Below are 15,068 nucleotides of genomic sequence, written 5' to 3'. Positions count from 1 at the left end.
AATTCCTACCAGTGACTAATCTTATGACTTTTTAAACAGATAACTAAAATTACAAACAAATCGTTTAACTTCTGTATTTGTTTATAGATGTAATCACTTCAGGAGAGATTACATGAACAAAAATATAAAATATTCTCAAAACTTTTTAACGAGTGAAAAAGTACTCAACCAAATAATAAAACAATTGAATTTAAAAGAAACCGATACCGTTTACGAAATTGGAACAGGTAAAGGGCATTTAACGACGAAACTGGCTAAAATAAGTAAACAGGTAACGTCTATTGAATTAGACAGTCATCTATTCAACTTATCGTCAGAAAAATTAAAACTGAATACTCGTGTCACTTTAATTCACCAAGATATTCTACAGTTTCAATTCCCTAACAAACAGAGGTATAAAATTGTTGGGAATATTCCTTACCATTTAAGCACACAAATTATTAAAAAAGTGGTTTTTGAAAGCCGTGCGTCTGACATCTATCTGATTGTTGAAGAAGGATTCTACAAGCGTACCTTGGATATTCACCGAACACTAGGGTTGCTCTTGCACACTCAAGTCTCGATTCAGCAATTGCTTAAGCTGCCAGCGGAATGCTTTCATCCTAAACCAAAAGTAAACAGTGTCTTAATAAAACTTACCCGCCATACCACAGATGTTCCAGATAAATATTGGAAGCTATATACGTACTTTGTTTCAAAATGGGTCAATCGAGAATATCGTCAACTGTTTACTAAAAATCAGTTTCATCAAGCAATGAAACACGCCAAAGTAAACAATTTAAGTACCATTACTTATGAGCAAGTATTGTCTATTTTTAATAGTTATCTATTATTTAACGGGAGGAAATAATTCTATGAGTCGCTTTTGTAAATTTGGAAAGTTACACGTTACTAAAGGGAATGTAGATAAATTATTAGGTATACTACTGACAGCTTCCAAGGAGCTAAAGAGGTCCCTAGCGCCTACGGGGAATTTGTATCGATAAGGAATAGATTTAAAAATTTCGCTGTTATTTTGTACAATAAGGATAAATTTGAATGGTACCATAAACGACCGTTTATGGTACCTTTTCATTTTCCTGCTTTTTCTAAATGTTTTTTAAGTAAATCAAGTACCAAAATCCGTTCCTTTTTCATAGTTCCTATATAGTTATACTTAATGAGTTATGGTACATTTAAATTATAAAATTAAGGAGGTTTTTTTATGATTTTTGGCTATGCTCGAGTGAGTACGGATGATCAAAATCTTAGTTTACAAATTGATGCACTTACTCATTATGGAATTGATAAATTATTTCAAGAAAAAGTAACTGGTGCGAAAAAAGACCGACCGCAATTAGAAGAAATGATCAACCTACTACGTGAAGGAGATTCTGTTGTCATTTACAAGTTAGATCGAATTTCACGATCAACTAAACATTTGATTGAACTTTCTGAATTATTTGAAGAACTTAGTGTCAATTTTATATCTATTCAAGATAACGTAGATACTTCAACGTCTATGGGAAGATTCTTTTTCCGAGTTATGGCTAGTTTAGCAGAACTGGAACGGGATATTATTATTGAACGAACTAACTCTGGTCTTAAGGCAGCCAGAGTCCGAGGAAAAAAAGGGGGCCGTCCAAGTAAAGGTAAGCTATCAATTGATTTAGCTTTAAAAATGTATGACAGCAAAGAGTATTCTATTCGTCAAATTCTTGATGCCTCTAAATTAAGCAAAACAACCTTTTACCGTTACCTCAATAAAAGGAATGCTTAAGATATGGCTATGAAAAGAATTTTAACTACTTCACAGCGTGAACAACTTCTTTCTGTAGACCACTTATCAGAAGAGGATTTTAAAGCGTATTTTAGTTTTTCTGATTATGATCTGGAGGTTATTAATCAACACCGTGGAAAGGTCAATAAACTAGGATTTGCGATACAACTTTGTTTGGCCCGGTATCCTGGGTGTTCTTTAAGTAATTGGCCGATTAAATCAACCAGACTAACTTCTTATGTGAGTCGACAGCTCCATCTTGATGCAATTGATTTAAATTCATATGATCATAGAAATACACGTGCAAATCACTTCAACGAGATCTTAGAAGTATTCAACTATCATCGATTCGGTAGTGCTAATACACAAAAACAGTTAATAGAATATTTAATTGAACTAGCTTTAGAAAATGATGACTCTATCTATCTAATGAAAAAAACAATTGATTTCTTAACTCGAAAAAGAATTATTTTTCCATCTATAGCTACACTTGAAGACATTATAAGCCGCTGTCGAGATAAAGCAGAAAACAACTTATTTTCAATATTACTCTGTTCATTAACAGATATACAAATTGAAAAACTAGAGAGTTTGTTTCAAATTTATGAAGAGACGAAAATAACTAAACTCGCTTGGCTAAAAGACATTCCAGGTAAGGCAAATCCAGAAAGCTTTATGAGTATTTGTAAAAAAGTGGAAGTGATTGCTTCCATGGGACTCGGGACAATTAATGTCTCCCATATTAATCGGAACAGGTTTCTTCAGCTAGCTAGACTAGGGGAAAATTATGATGCATATGACTTCTCCCGTTTTGAGCTTGAAAAAAGATACTCTTTACTTATTGCTTTTTTAGTCAATCATCATCAATATCTGATCGATCAACTGATTGAGATTAATGACCGCATTTTAGCAAGTATTAAACGCAAAGGGACACGTGATTCACAAGAACAGTTAAAAGAAAAAGGAAAATTGGCTACTAAAAAATTGGAACATTATGCTTCTTTAATTGATGCTCTTCACTTTGCAAAAGATAATGATAGTAATCCTTTTGACGAAATTGAACGAATCATGCCTTGGGAAGATTTAGTACAAGATGGAGAAGAAGCTAAAAAAATTACAGGTAATAAAAATCATGGCTATTTAGAAATGGTTCGAAATAAAGCTAATTACCTCCGAAGATACACGCCAATGTTATTGAGGACCCTTTCGTTCAAAGCAACTCCGGCAGCAAATCCAGTCCTCATGGCCCTAACTCAACTAACTGATTTACACAATAGTGGTAAAAGAAAAATACCGGCAGATACTTCTACTGATTTTGTGAGTAAAAAATGGAAAAGCCTTGTTCGGCCAGAAGAGGGGAAAATAGATCGGTCTTACTATGAGTTAGTAGCTTTCACCGAGCTAAAGAACAATATTCGATCAGGAGATATTTCAGTTGAAGGAAGTATGATCCATCGAAATATTGATGATTACTTAGTTGATTTATCTGCTTGTATTGATTCAGAAACTATTCCAGACACGTTTGAGGACTATTTAAAGGATCGGGAAATAATTTTAGATTTACAGCTTCAATTTTATTCGACAGTTGATAAGAGAATTTCAAGAGCAAACCTTAAAAAGTTGGAAAAAGTTACACCTAGCGAAGCAGAAATATATAGAAAAAAACTTTATTCAATAATTCCTAAGATAAGGCTTAGTGATCTTTTAATTGAGGTGGACAGTTGGACCAACTTTTCACAAGAATTTAGTCATGATTCTACAGGGAAACCGCCGAGTGAACAAGAAAGAAAAATTATTTTTGCTGCTTTGCTGGGTTTAGGGATGAATATTGGTCTTGAAAAAATGGCCCAATCAACTCCTGGAATTTCTTATTCTCAGTTAGCCAATGCCAAACAATGGCGCTTTTATAAAGAAGCTCTGACTCGTGCTCAATCTGTTTTGGTTAATTATCAGTTAAAGCTTCCTGTTGCAGACTTTTGGGGTGAAGGAAAAACCACTGCTTCAGACGGAATGCGCGTCCCAGTGGGCGTCTCAGCTCTAAAATCCGATGTTAATCCACATTACAAAAGTATGGAAAAAGGAGCTACAATGATTCGATCAATAAATGATAGGCATACGACTCATCATATCGAGGTTGCTTCAACTAATACAAGGGAAGCTACTCATACCCTTGATGGCCTACTTTATCATGAAACAGATCTAGATATTGAGGAACATTTTACTGATACAAATGGGTATTCTGATCAGGTGTTTGGAATGACCGCATTACTAGGCTTTGATTTTGAACCTCGCATCAGAAATATAAAAAAATCACAATTATTTTCTATCAAATCACCTTCCTACTACCCTAACTTATCAGAAGATATAAGCGGAAAAATCAATGTAAAAATTATTGAAGAAAACTATGATGAAATTAAACGAATCGCCTATTCGATTCAAACAGGAAAAGTATCTAGTTCTTTACTATTAGGAAAGCTAGGCTCATACGCACGTAAGAATAGAGTAGCTCTTGCACTGAGAGAACTAGGTCGCATTGAAAAGAGCATTTTTATGATAGATTATATTACAGATAGTGAGCTACGGCGAAGGATCACTCATGGACTAAATAAGACAGAAGCGATTAATGCTTTAGCTAGAGAACTATTTTTTGGGCGACGCGGAAAATTTATGGAGCGCGATATTCGCCGACAACTTCAAAGTGCTAGTGCGCTTAATGTGTTAATAAATGCAATAAGTATATGGAACGCCGTCTACTTACAAGCAGCTTATAATTATCTCGTCAAAATAGATCCCGAAGTAACTAAGTATATGAAGCATGTATCTCCTATTAATTGGGAGCATATCACTTTTCTTGGAGAGTATAAATTTGACTTGTTATCTATTCCTAAACACTTAAGAGAATTGAATATAAAAAATAAATAGGCCTTGAAACATTGGTTTAGTGGGAATTTGTACCCCTTATCGATACAAATTCCCACTAAGCGCTCGGGACCCCAGGTAAGAAAAATTCATCAACGGAAACATGAAGTAACGATACAAGGTCATAAAGAACTTGTATGCTGGGGTGTTGCCCTTTATTTTCAATATTAGTTAAGTACCGTGGGTCAATTTCAATCAATGCTCCCACTTGTTCACGAGTTAAACCTCGTTTCAATCGAGCTTCTTTAATGGCTAAACCAAAGGCTCTAAAATCATATTTATCTTCTTTTTTACGCATAGTAGACCACCTCTATACATTTTATTGTTCCTACTGAATTAAAAACAGGTATAGAAAAACGTGTTATATGGTTTATAGGTTTATATTTAATAAAAAGCACTACTAAACGCCAATAAAAAAAACCGTTATATGGTAGTGCTATTTACGCTGTTAAAATATTGTATATTACTTCCAAATGGCGGTTTGTTGGAGGTCAACGTCGCCATGAAGTACATCATATACAATAAATTTCCTTACATTGGGTTCTTGTCAAAAAAAGTCGTCTATCTGCAATAGATAAGTACGTCCACCAATGTGGTTTTATAAATCATATAGATAGAATAACAGAAGCATGTAAACAGAGAAATAAATCTGTTTATATGCTTTTTTGGCTATTCAGAACTTTTTTACAAAGTTTATTTATCAGTAATGCAACAAATCCCCCTTTCACATTGGGACTAAGAGTGAAAGGAGATAAACGAGCAAGGCTCACTTCCTTTCCTAGACAGAAAGGGGGTGAGAAACATGAAACCATCTTCTTTTCAGACCACAATAGAAAATCAGTTTGACTATATCTGTAAACGTGCTATGGAAGACGAGCGAAAGAATTATATGCTTTATCTTTCAAGGATTGCAAAGCGTGAGGTGTCCTTTTCGGATGTTGGCGATTATCTTGTTAGCCAGTTTGCGACAACAGATAACTATTCAACTGACTTTCAGATTTTTACACTCAATGGGTTATCAGTAGGCGTTGAAAATGATTTGTTGAGTGAAGCATTACGTGAGTTGCCAGACAAGAAACGTGAAATTCTACTGCTGTTTTACTTTATGGACATGAGCGATTCAGAAATTGCAGACCTGTTGAAATTGAACCGTTCTACTGTCTATCGGCATAGAACCAGTGGACTAGCCTTAATTAAAAAGTTTATGGAGGAATTTGAAGAATGAAAACACAATATCCTATGATTCCCTTTCCTCTCATTGTAAAGGCAACAGATGGCGATACCGAAGCGATTAACCAGATTCTACATCATTACAGAGGGTACATAACGAAGCGTTCCCTACGACTTATGAAAGATGAATATGGCAATCAAAGTATGGTCGTTGATGAAGTCTTACGTGGAAGAATGGAAACCAGACTGATTACAAAGATTTTGTCATTTGAAATTAAGTAATATCCTCTCTCCTTTCGTGGAAGCGTGCTAAACCATTCCACGCTTCCCGAACAGGGAGGTTTGTTATTCCACCAAAGCATATTGAGCTTTCAATGTGTTTTGATAGGCTAACGAGCCATTGTTCTTTGAAAACTGAATAAAAGTAATCGAATACGTTTCGATAAGAAAAGAGCCAACGGAACTAACCGCCATGACCTATCTTATAAAGATAGCGAGCGATTCATGTTAGTGATCCGAGAAGCAATCTTTAGCAGGATTGCCTGCAACGACATTCTTATCGTGATAATGATACTCCCATACAGTCAATAGTCCGAGCGTGATAAAACCGTCGCAGGCAATGAGTATGGCTACATGAGAACCATGCAGGGGTGGAACTCCCGTGAGCTTTGCTAAAGCTGTTCGATTGCTGGTAAAACAACTTTTATGAAATCCAAATAAGTGATTTGGAAAGGAGGATTTTATGAAGCAGACTGACATTCCTATTTGGGAACGTTATACCCTAACCATTGAAGAAGCGTCAAAATATTTTCGTATTGGCGAAAACAAGCTACGACGCTTGGCAGAGGAAAATAAAAATGCAAATTGGCTGATTATGAATGGCAATCGTATTCAGATTAAACGAAAACAATTTGAAAAAATTATAGATACATTGGACGCAATCTAGCGTCGCCAAAGGGTCTTGTATATGATAAAATAGTATTAAGTCGTATCAAGGCTCTTTCCATAAAGGAAAGGAGCAAATGCCATGTCAGAAAAAAGACGTGACAATAAAGGTCGAATCTTAAAGACTGGAGAGAGCCAACGAAAAGACGGAAGATACTTATACAAATATATAGATTCATTTGGAGAACCGCAATTTGTTTACTCGTGGAAACTTGTGGCTACAGACCGAGTACCAGCAGGAAAGCGTGATTGTATCTCACTTAGAGAGAAAATCGCAGAGTTACAGAAAGACATTCATGATGGTATTGATGTTGTAGGAAAGAAAATGACACTCTGCCAGCTTTACGCAAAACAGAACGCTCAAAGACCAAAGGTTAGAAAAAACACTGAAACTGGACGCAAATATCTTATGGATATTTTGAAGAAAGACAAGTTAGGTGTAAGAAGTATTGACAGTATTAAGCCATCAGACGCTAAAGAATGGGCTATTAGAATGAGTGAAAATGGTTATGCTTATCAAACCATCAATAACTACAAACGTTCTTTAAAGGCTTCATTCTATATTGCTATACAAGATGATTGTGTTCGGAAGAATCCATTTGACTTTCAACTGAAAGCAGTTCTTGATGATGATACTGTCCCTAAGACCGTACTAACAGAAGAACAGGAAGAAAAACTGTTAGCCTTTGCAAAAGCTGATAAAACCTACAGCAAAAATTATGATGAAATTCTGATACTCTTAAAAACAGGTCTTCGTATTTCAGAGTTTGGTGGTTTGACACTTCCAGATTTAGATTTTGAGAATCGTCTTGTCAATATAGACCATCAGCTATTGAGAGATACTGAAATTGGGTACTACATTGAAACACCAAAGACCAAAAGTGGCGAACGTCAAGTTCCTATGGTTGAAGAAGCCTATCAAGCATTTAAGCGAGTGTTAGCGAATCGAAAGAATGATAAGCGTGTTGAGATTGATGGATATAGTGATTTCCTCTTTCTTAATAGAAAGAACTATCCAAAAGTGGCAAGTGATTACAACGGCATGATGAAAGGTCTTGTTAAGAAATACAATAAGTATAACGAGGATAAATTGCCACACATCACTCCACATAGTTTGCGACATACATTCTGTACCAACTATGCAAATGCAGGAATGAATCCAAAGGCATTACAGTACATTATGGGACATGCTAATATAGCCATGACGCTGAACTATTACGCACATGCAACATTCGATTCTGCAATGGCAGAAATGAAACGCTTGAATAAAGAGAAGCAACAGGAGCGTCTTGTTGCTTAGTAGTACAAATGAATTTACTACTTATTTACCACTTCTGACAGCTAAGACATGAGGAAATATGCAAAGAAACGTGAAGTATCTTCCTACAGTAAAAATACTCGAAAGCACATAGAATAAGGCTTTACGAGCATTTAAGAAAATATAAAAAGATAATTAGAAATTTATACTTTGTTTCAAAGAAAAAATTTGTCTCTATTCTAAGACAATGATCTGAAAAGATTCTTGTCTTTTTCTGTTAAAGGGCTTCTAGAATAAATGATTCAAAAAAGCGTATTTCTGTTTTTGAAGGGAGCATAAGTGTTTGACAGAAAGATGAAATCTTGGTAGAATGAATAAGTCGAATAGACAACTAACTCTTTCTTGGTAGCAGGCTATGCCAGACCTGCCACTCGGATAGAGCATAAAGAAAAGGAGCTTATCATGGCAATCTCAAAAGAGAAAAAAAATGAAATCATTGCACAATACGCACGTCACGAAGGTGACACCGGTTCAGTAGAAGTTCAAGTTGCTGTCCTTACTTGGGAAATCAACCACTTGAACGACCACATTAAACAACACAAAAAAGACCACGCTACTTACCGTGGTTTGATGAAGAAAATCGGTCGCCGTCGTAACTTGTTGGCTTACCTTCGTAAGAACGACGTTAACCGTTACCGTGAGTTGATCAACTCTCTTGGACTTCGTCGTTAATTCAAGATACAAAGGCCGTGTTCGATTGAATACAAAAAAGTTAAGTTACTCTATTGTAGAGTAGCTTTTCTTTTTTTACTAGAATTTCAGTATTATCTTCGGCTTCGGTTCCTAGCATCGTAAGGTAAAATAAACCAGATTCATCTCCCTTCGGGGAGATTTTTTATTTTCACTAGGAGTTTATCCCGAGCTCAAATCAGCTCTCTGGATTCAGGGGGCTTTTCTTTTTTTACTAGAATTTCAATATTATCTTCGGCTCGGCGCCTTGTCTAGAACCGTTTTATCCAGCAAGAATGGAGAGAGTGGGACAGAAATCGGTCATTCGTTAGAATTCGATTTCGTCGTCCCACCTCCGCACAGTTGAGTAGGGCTGTAAAAGCTGATGAAATCAGTGTAGTAGAGCCCACTCAACCACTGCGTCTTGCTCGACAATCCAAAGACAATTGAGAGGATAGGACTTTTGTCCCAGCCTCTTTTTTTATTGTCTTTTTTTCGGATAAGATCCATCAACTGAGTAAATCGTTTCATTTGACAGATGTAATAAACAGAGTTACAATGAGTGTATCTTAAGAAATAGAGGTTACCGATATGATTGAAATTACATATCTAGATGGTGCAAAACAAGAAAGAGTCATGCATTTTGATTCCTATGAAGAGTTTGAACGCTCCCAACAGACCTGCTTGATTGGTGTGGCGGATTACTATCCAGTACAAAAATTGACCTATAATGGTCACGAACTTGATTACCACGGAACTTACGGAGATGTCTTCTTCTATTTGATGAAGCAAGACCTCGATCAATACAAAAACTAAAGGAGAAAGAAAATGGTAAAAGCAATTACAGACGCAACATTTGAAGCTGAAACAAAAGAAGGATTGGTCTTGGTAGACTTTTGGGCGACCTGGTGTGGTCCATGTCGCATGCAAGCCCCTATCCTAGAAAAATTATCCCAAGAACTTTCAGAAGATGAATTAAAAATCCTGAAAATGGATGTGGACGAAAATCCAGAAACAGCGCGTGCTTTCGGCATTATGTCCATCCCAACCTTGCTCTTTAAAAAAGATGGGCAAGTTGTCAAACAAGTAGCAGGTGTGCACACCGCAGACCAAATCAAGGCCATTGTGGCTGAGTTGAGTTAAGAAAAAAAGATTGGAGCTATGTTCCAATCTTTTTTTGATGATAAAGAGAAACCTGTATCTTTCAATCGTACATTGTAGACAAGGTATACGTCATTAGATTATAGGCAGCAGGTCAAGTCCTGTCACATCAAAACTCTAAATTTTGAAACTTTTTAGAACCAATGATTAGGAGAATAAAGCCATAAACGAGGGTAATGCCAAGGGCTCCCAAGAATGCTTGTGGCGTGGATAAGATGTCGTCATTAAGCAATCTGTTATATCCATTCGGGAAAAGCATTGCAATGCCTCCGCCAATCATTGAAGTCATCATGCTTGCAATTGTTAAAATAATAGCTACCACTATGGTTGAGCCTGTTTTTAAATAAAGACATAACACAGAAGCGACAGTTACTGAAAAAATATCTTTTAAAAAGATTCCAAAAATATCCTCTAGGGTTGATAAAGTAATAGATAAATCATTATCAAAAAAGGTATTCGAGGCAAAAGGAAACTGAACGACCCTGGTAAAATAGATTGTAGTAGAAACACAAGTAAATAGAATATAAAAAAGTACCAAGATTGAGAGTAAACTAAGATATTTTGAAAAAAATATGTTCTTACGGCTTAAATCTCTATAAAGAAACATGGTATGATCATCTATCTCTCGTCTAAAGACAGAAATTGTCAAGAAATAGATTGCAAGAGTAGGTAAGATAAATGAATCTGCTGAACTGATCATCATATCTAGAAAGGCTATCCCACTTACTCTATTGTCTCCTATTACGGAAATTTGCATGAAATTAGATTTTCCAAAAAAGGAAGCTAGAAGAAAGATAACTGGAAATAAAACGAATAGCAGGTAAATCTTGCTTTCTTTACGCTTCCAGACAGATGTGAAAATGGCAGGTAAGATTTGTTTCATATTACTGTCCTTTCGTAAAGATCTCTTTTAGGTGGTTCTCTTTCACCTCTATCTTCTCAATCAAGGCATGATTTCCTAAAGTTTTAAAAATCTCATTAACCTTTTCAGAGGATATGTTTGTCGAAATGTCTAAAACATTGCCTTCTAGAATGGCGTCATCACTTAATAAAGACTGAATCCCTTCAAGATTCTTAGTCTCCTTCAAGTACACAAGCAAACTAGGACAAGCTGCACCATCAAAAGCGTCTGCTAACTGCCCTGCCTCAATATAGACATAACGTTCACACAAGGCTTCTAGCTCTCCTAATTGGTGGCTAGAAATAAGCATTGAAATTTGTCTCTCATTAGACCACTGTTTCAAAATATCAATTAATTTCTGAACACCAATCGGATCTAGTCCAACGAATGGTTCATCTAGAATAAGGAAGTCTGGTTCGGCAACCAAAGCAATTGCCAAGGCTGTCCTTTGCTTCATACCAAAAGAAAATCCTTTTGGTTTTCTATTTCTAGCTTCCCATAGTTCTACCAATTTTAGAGTCGGTTCAATATTTGAAAAAAGTTCCTCTTTCCCATGTAAACGTAGATAAAATTTTAAGTTATCAATAACGGACATTTCTGGGTAGAATACTGGATCAATCATAATACCAAAGTCTGTTAATACATTGTCTTTACTATGAATATCGATCTCATTATAGGTAATAAGTCCAGAAGTTGGTTTTAGTGATTTTGCCATCAACTTCATGAGTGTCGATTTACCTGCCCCATTTCTACCAATCAAACCGACAATCTCCCCCTTATTGATTTCCATATTGACGTCTTTGAGTGAATAAAAGTCATTCCCAACAAATTTTTTTGAAATACTTTCGATTTTTAGCATATCTAGTTTCCTTTCAATTTTTATAAATAATAAATGAGTCAACTTGCTCTTTTTAAAACTCTATTCTTTCAAAATTCTTTCTAGCTGAGAAATAGCTAGGCAAGAAGTAAATGCAAGACAAGCCAATGATGATTAACAGCGTTAAACCAAACTCACCTGCTTGTAAAGCATTTGCATAAGTGGTTGGAATCACATACCTTACTCCAATCAGTAAGGGAGCTGTGAAGGCAAATAAAGTGAAGAAGATACCTACTAAAACAGCCACTAAGGTCTTAGATTTAATGGAAACCATCGCAACCATGACGGTTGTTATAAGATTAAGTAAAACCACAGAAAGAATCGACAAGATAGATTTCTCAACTAAAATAGAGCTTGAAGGTAAGAAGTTAGAATCAACTCCAAATCTAGGCAACATAATGCCATAATAAGTAATGAAAGTTGCAAAAAAAGTTCCAAATAAATAGAGGATATAAACTAAAAATAGTCCGAGTATTTTTGCGTTGAAAATTTTAGAACGCTTAATATCTTTGTATAAAAACATGATCTTGCTATCAATTTCATCTCTAAAAACGGAAGAAATCAATATGGAAAAAATGAGTATCGGGATTGTTAAACGATACTGTGTTAAAAGAGTGATATCAAAGAAAGATAAAAAACTATTCGTATAGTCGGCTTTCATATCTTCCATATTTCCTGCCAAAAATGGAACCAGGATAGGTAATAGACAAAAGGATAAGAAGATCTTCGTATCTCTCCTTTTCAAGATCGACTGAAAGACAGCGGTTGTTAATCTATTAAACATGGGCTAGTTCTCCTAACTATAATCATAAACAGAATGTGGGTGAGTTCACTAAACAATTGTAACTCGGTTTTCGTTTTCTAAGTTCTTACACACAACAGTATATTTCAAATTTAATAAAAGAAATGATCAATCTAATAAATGGTCTGTTTTTTATAATGAATGGAATTATAAAAAACAGACCATTTATTCTAGTTTTAAAGTTATCCTTCGTACATCTTTAATTCATGAGTGAACTCATGATCTATACTTTTTGTTTCTAAAGTGACTTTAGGATATTTGGAAAGGATTTGTTTGACATTGGAAAGACCGATACCTCGTCCCTCTCCTTTGGTTGAGACTCCATATTGGAAAATATTTTTAGTAGGGATCTTATAGTCAGCAGTGGTATTATAGATAACTAAAATTTTATTTTCATTCTCTTGAAAATAAGTAAAACTAATTCTTGGAGCTTCTGCGTTAACTGCAGCTTCTATGGCATTATCTAAAAAGACAGATAGTATCGTAATAAAATCGATTAGATCTATTTGAGGAGTTCCGATAGGTTCAGCTATTTCTACAGAGACATCAATTCCTCGATTTTGTGCTTCAATCAATTTTGCGGATACAACCGATTTCATTGCTAGGTTTTTTAAATGAACAAGTTTAGCAATATCGTATTGACTATTGTAAAAGGATTTATCAGACTCTTTCAGTACGGCATTATAGATCCTCTCTACCCCATCCATATCTCTTTTCTTTATCGATTCATTTAAGCTGACTAATATATTTGTATAATCATGACGAAAACTTCTCACTTCTTTGTAAAGAGATTCAATGTGATTGCTATATTTACTTATTGAATCTATCTGTGAATCTTTCATCTTTTGAATTTCTATATTGATATTTTCTTTAATAATGTGTTGGATATAAAATAGAAAACCTAAAAAGATAGGGATGTAACTGAAGATAACTATTCTTTTGTAGTATATATCGTCTATATGGGTAGGAAATAAACCAGCATATTCAAGTGTAGGTATACTTGAGAGTATATAACTTAAGAGGTAATAGATTATCATCGTTATACTAAAAATCTTTACTACCATTGAAAATTTATTATTTTTAACCTCTTGTGAAAGTAACTCGATATTAATTCGAAATATTTTAAAAAATATAATGTATACAGGAAAGGTTAAAAGTATTGGTATCCAATCCATCCATATATTTTTATCTAAAACCTCCTCTGATACTCTAAATAAAAACTGGAAATAGATAGATGATAGACTGCTCAACATATCAAAAATTGTTAAAGTAAAAAAACAGTAGAATATGTATTGTAACCAATTCCATCTTTCTCGAGATTTTAGAAAGAAAGTGATGGAAGGTAAAAATAATATTTCTCCCCAAAAGACAACATCATAATAATAGTATTCAATCAATGTCAGTAGGGCAGGTATTAAAAATAAATATGGTAATTTAAATTTTGAATAACTAATTTGTTGAAAAATAACTAACCTTATTAACCAACTAACAAAAAACACACCTTCAAACTCTAGAGTCATTTTTTATCTACCTTTTCAACTAGCCCTTTCAGTTTTAAACGTGATACAAAGCATGATTCATTGTTTTCAAAATAAACAATATGATTTGCTTTATCAATACGAACGACATTCTCTGGATTTACAACGTAAGCTCGATGACTTTGGTAAAGTCGCTTGTCGGTTTTAGCAATATCTGAGACTTTACCATAAAATTCCATGTGTCCTTTTTTAGTTGTTAAAACGACCTTATGAACGGTCGAAGATGTCTCAAAATATAGAATATCTGAGAAAGGGACTTGAATCTGGGAATGCTCTGATTTAAAGCTGAAGGAATCCTCCCCTATTGTCTTATTGACGTTCTCAGCAGCATGTATCAAAACAGATGAGATCGCTTCCTGATAATCCTGATCATTTAATCCTTTATCAATAAAATCCAAAGCGGAGACACGATAACGATAGGTAACGGGCATGAATTCTGAGTGAGTCGTTACGAATACGATTGAAGCGCTAGGATCTTTTTCACGAATCTCACGCGCAATTTCCATTCCTTTTTTTTCTTCCCCTTTAATTTCAATATCTAAAAAAAAGAATTGGTGATTTCCTGTCTCTTTGATGGCCTCTAACAATTGTGTTGGCTTCCCAAATACCTCTAAGTATTTATACTTTAGATGATGATCTGTCCTACATTTCTTGATTGCTGTTTCAATACGTGTTTGTTGTAGAAAATCATCTTCTAATACAAAGATATTTAGCATATTTCTCCCTTCTGAACTTATTGATCCTTTCATCCTAGAAAAAATTCAGTCATATTTTCTCTTAAACTTGTCTTTGAAGACACTGTTTGTTTATCGAATATGGTTTCTCATTTTTCTGTAATGATAATTTTTACAGCTAGATAGTTTGTTCATAATCCTTATTTTATCATAAACACACCTCAAGGAACATCTTTGGTTAAAGTAGATATGTTTATAAAAAATCGGGCACAGTAAACTAAGAATGAATCTCTAATTTTTAAATTGCCCTAATAGAGATATCCTACCATATAGCG

General features: G+C 34.8%; 16 protein-coding genes and 1 pseudogene. 10 read left to right on the top strand and 7 right to left on the bottom strand.

The features are described from left to right. The first annotated feature begins 112 nt into the window (after positions 1–112). The 3 genes from erm(B) to DW930_RS06060 all read left to right on the top strand — a co-directional run bounded on the left by erm(B) (position 113) and on the right by DW930_RS06060 (position 4,681). The gene (erm(B), locus tag DW930_RS06075) at positions 113–850 is read left to right on the top strand and encodes a 23S rRNA (adenine(2058)-N(6))-methyltransferase Erm(B) (RefSeq protein WP_001038795.1); all 738 of its coding nucleotides are present in this window, start codon (positions 113–115) and stop codon (positions 848–850) included. Between the two features lie 354 nt (positions 851–1,204). Then, positions 1,205–1,759, top strand: a complete 555-nt coding sequence (locus tag DW930_RS06065) for a recombinase family protein (protein ID WP_000576156.1) — start codon at positions 1,205–1,207, stop codon at positions 1,757–1,759. A gap of 3 nt (positions 1,760–1,762) precedes the next feature. Further along, entirely contained in the window at positions 1,763–4,681 is a 2,919-nt protein-coding gene (locus tag DW930_RS06060; RefSeq protein ID WP_001240982.1) for a Tn3 family transposase, read from the top strand. Between the two features lie 73 nt (positions 4,682–4,754). On the opposite strand, the pseudogene DW930_RS06055 reads toward DW930_RS06060, so the two are convergent. Beyond that, positions 4,755–4,976: pseudogene (locus DW930_RS06055) on the bottom strand (helix-turn-helix transcriptional regulator); the annotation flags it as partial. A 504-nt stretch (positions 4,977–5,480) separates the two neighbouring features. On the opposite strand from DW930_RS06055, the gene DW930_RS06045 reads away from it, so the two are divergent. Next, complete coding sequence (locus DW930_RS06045) at positions 5,481–5,903, top strand: sigma-70 family RNA polymerase sigma factor (protein ID WP_000804885.1); 423 nt, start codon at positions 5,481–5,483, stop codon at positions 5,901–5,903. Continuing rightward, entirely contained in the window at positions 5,900–6,130 is a 231-nt protein-coding gene (locus DW930_RS06040) for a helix-turn-helix domain-containing protein (protein ID WP_000857133.1), read from the top strand. The genes DW930_RS06045 and DW930_RS06040 overlap by 4 nt, the downstream gene beginning before the upstream one ends. A 225-nt stretch (positions 6,131–6,355) precedes the next feature. Here DW930_RS06040 and DW930_RS10595 read toward each other — a convergent pair whose 3' ends face one another. Beyond that, positions 6,356–6,607: a hypothetical protein gene (locus DW930_RS10595; protein WP_001845478.1), complete on the bottom strand. Its 252-nt coding sequence runs from the start codon at positions 6,605–6,607 to the stop codon at positions 6,356–6,358. On the opposite strand from DW930_RS10595, the gene DW930_RS06030 reads away from it, so the two are divergent. The 5 genes from DW930_RS06030 to trxA all read left to right on the top strand — a co-directional run bounded on the left by DW930_RS06030 (position 6,591) and on the right by trxA (position 9,923). Continuing rightward, on the top strand, positions 6,591–6,794 hold the full coding sequence (locus tag DW930_RS06030; RefSeq protein WP_000814511.1) for an excisionase: 204 nt from the start codon (positions 6,591–6,593) through the stop codon (positions 6,792–6,794). The genes DW930_RS10595 and DW930_RS06030 overlap by 17 nt on opposite strands. Before the next feature lie 81 nt (positions 6,795–6,875). Next, the gene (locus DW930_RS06025) at positions 6,876–8,093 is read left to right on the top strand and encodes a tyrosine-type recombinase/integrase (RefSeq protein ID WP_001291561.1); all 1,218 of its coding nucleotides are present in this window, start codon (positions 6,876–6,878) and stop codon (positions 8,091–8,093) included. 420 nt (positions 8,094–8,513) lie between these two features. Further along, positions 8,514–8,783 carry a 30S ribosomal protein S15 gene (gene rpsO, locus DW930_RS06020; protein ID WP_004193424.1) on the top strand — a complete coding sequence of 90 codons (270 nt, stop codon included), beginning with the start codon at positions 8,514–8,516 and terminating at the stop codon, positions 8,781–8,783. Between the two features lie 588 nt (positions 8,784–9,371). Beyond that, entirely contained in the window at positions 9,372–9,596 is a 225-nt protein-coding gene (locus DW930_RS06015; protein WP_023024402.1) for a DUF4649 family protein, read from the top strand. A 12-nt stretch (positions 9,597–9,608) separates the two neighbouring features. Continuing rightward, positions 9,609–9,923, top strand: coding sequence for a thioredoxin (gene trxA, locus DW930_RS06010; RefSeq protein WP_023027262.1), 315 nt, complete (start codon positions 9,609–9,611; stop codon positions 9,921–9,923). A gap of 127 nt (positions 9,924–10,050) precedes the next feature. Here trxA and DW930_RS06005 read toward each other — a convergent pair whose 3' ends face one another. The 5 genes from DW930_RS06005 to DW930_RS05985 form a co-directional block, all read right to left on the bottom strand. Continuing rightward, positions 10,051–10,824 carry a hypothetical protein gene (locus tag DW930_RS06005; protein ID WP_123159566.1) on the bottom strand — a complete coding sequence of 258 codons (774 nt, stop codon included), beginning with the start codon at positions 10,822–10,824 and terminating at the stop codon, positions 10,051–10,053. Between the two features lies 1 nt (position 10,825). Next, positions 10,826–11,701, bottom strand: coding sequence for an ABC transporter ATP-binding protein (locus DW930_RS06000; RefSeq protein WP_123159565.1), 876 nt, complete (start codon positions 11,699–11,701; stop codon positions 10,826–10,828). Between the two features lie 52 nt (positions 11,702–11,753). Next, positions 11,754–12,503, bottom strand: coding sequence for an amino acid transporter (locus DW930_RS05995; RefSeq protein WP_123159564.1), 750 nt, complete (start codon positions 12,501–12,503; stop codon positions 11,754–11,756). A 200-nt stretch (positions 12,504–12,703) separates the two neighbouring features. Beyond that, positions 12,704–14,041 carry a GHKL domain-containing protein gene (locus DW930_RS05990; protein ID WP_123159563.1) on the bottom strand — a complete coding sequence of 446 codons (1,338 nt, stop codon included), beginning with the start codon at positions 14,039–14,041 and terminating at the stop codon, positions 12,704–12,706. Next, positions 14,038–14,775: a response regulator transcription factor gene (locus DW930_RS05985; RefSeq protein WP_123159562.1), complete on the bottom strand. Its 738-nt coding sequence runs from the start codon at positions 14,773–14,775 to the stop codon at positions 14,038–14,040. Before DW930_RS05985 ends, DW930_RS05990 begins: the two co-directional genes overlap by 4 nt. Between the last annotated feature and the right edge of the window lie 293 nt (positions 14,776–15,068).

Source organism: Streptococcus sp. AM43-2AT, from assembly GCF_003603405.1.
Taxonomy (GTDB): Bacteria; Bacillota; Bacilli; order Lactobacillales; family Streptococcaceae; genus Streptococcus; species Streptococcus ilei.
Note: the sequence above shows the minus strand (reverse complement) of the source record. Positions and strands in the feature narration are given on the sequence as shown.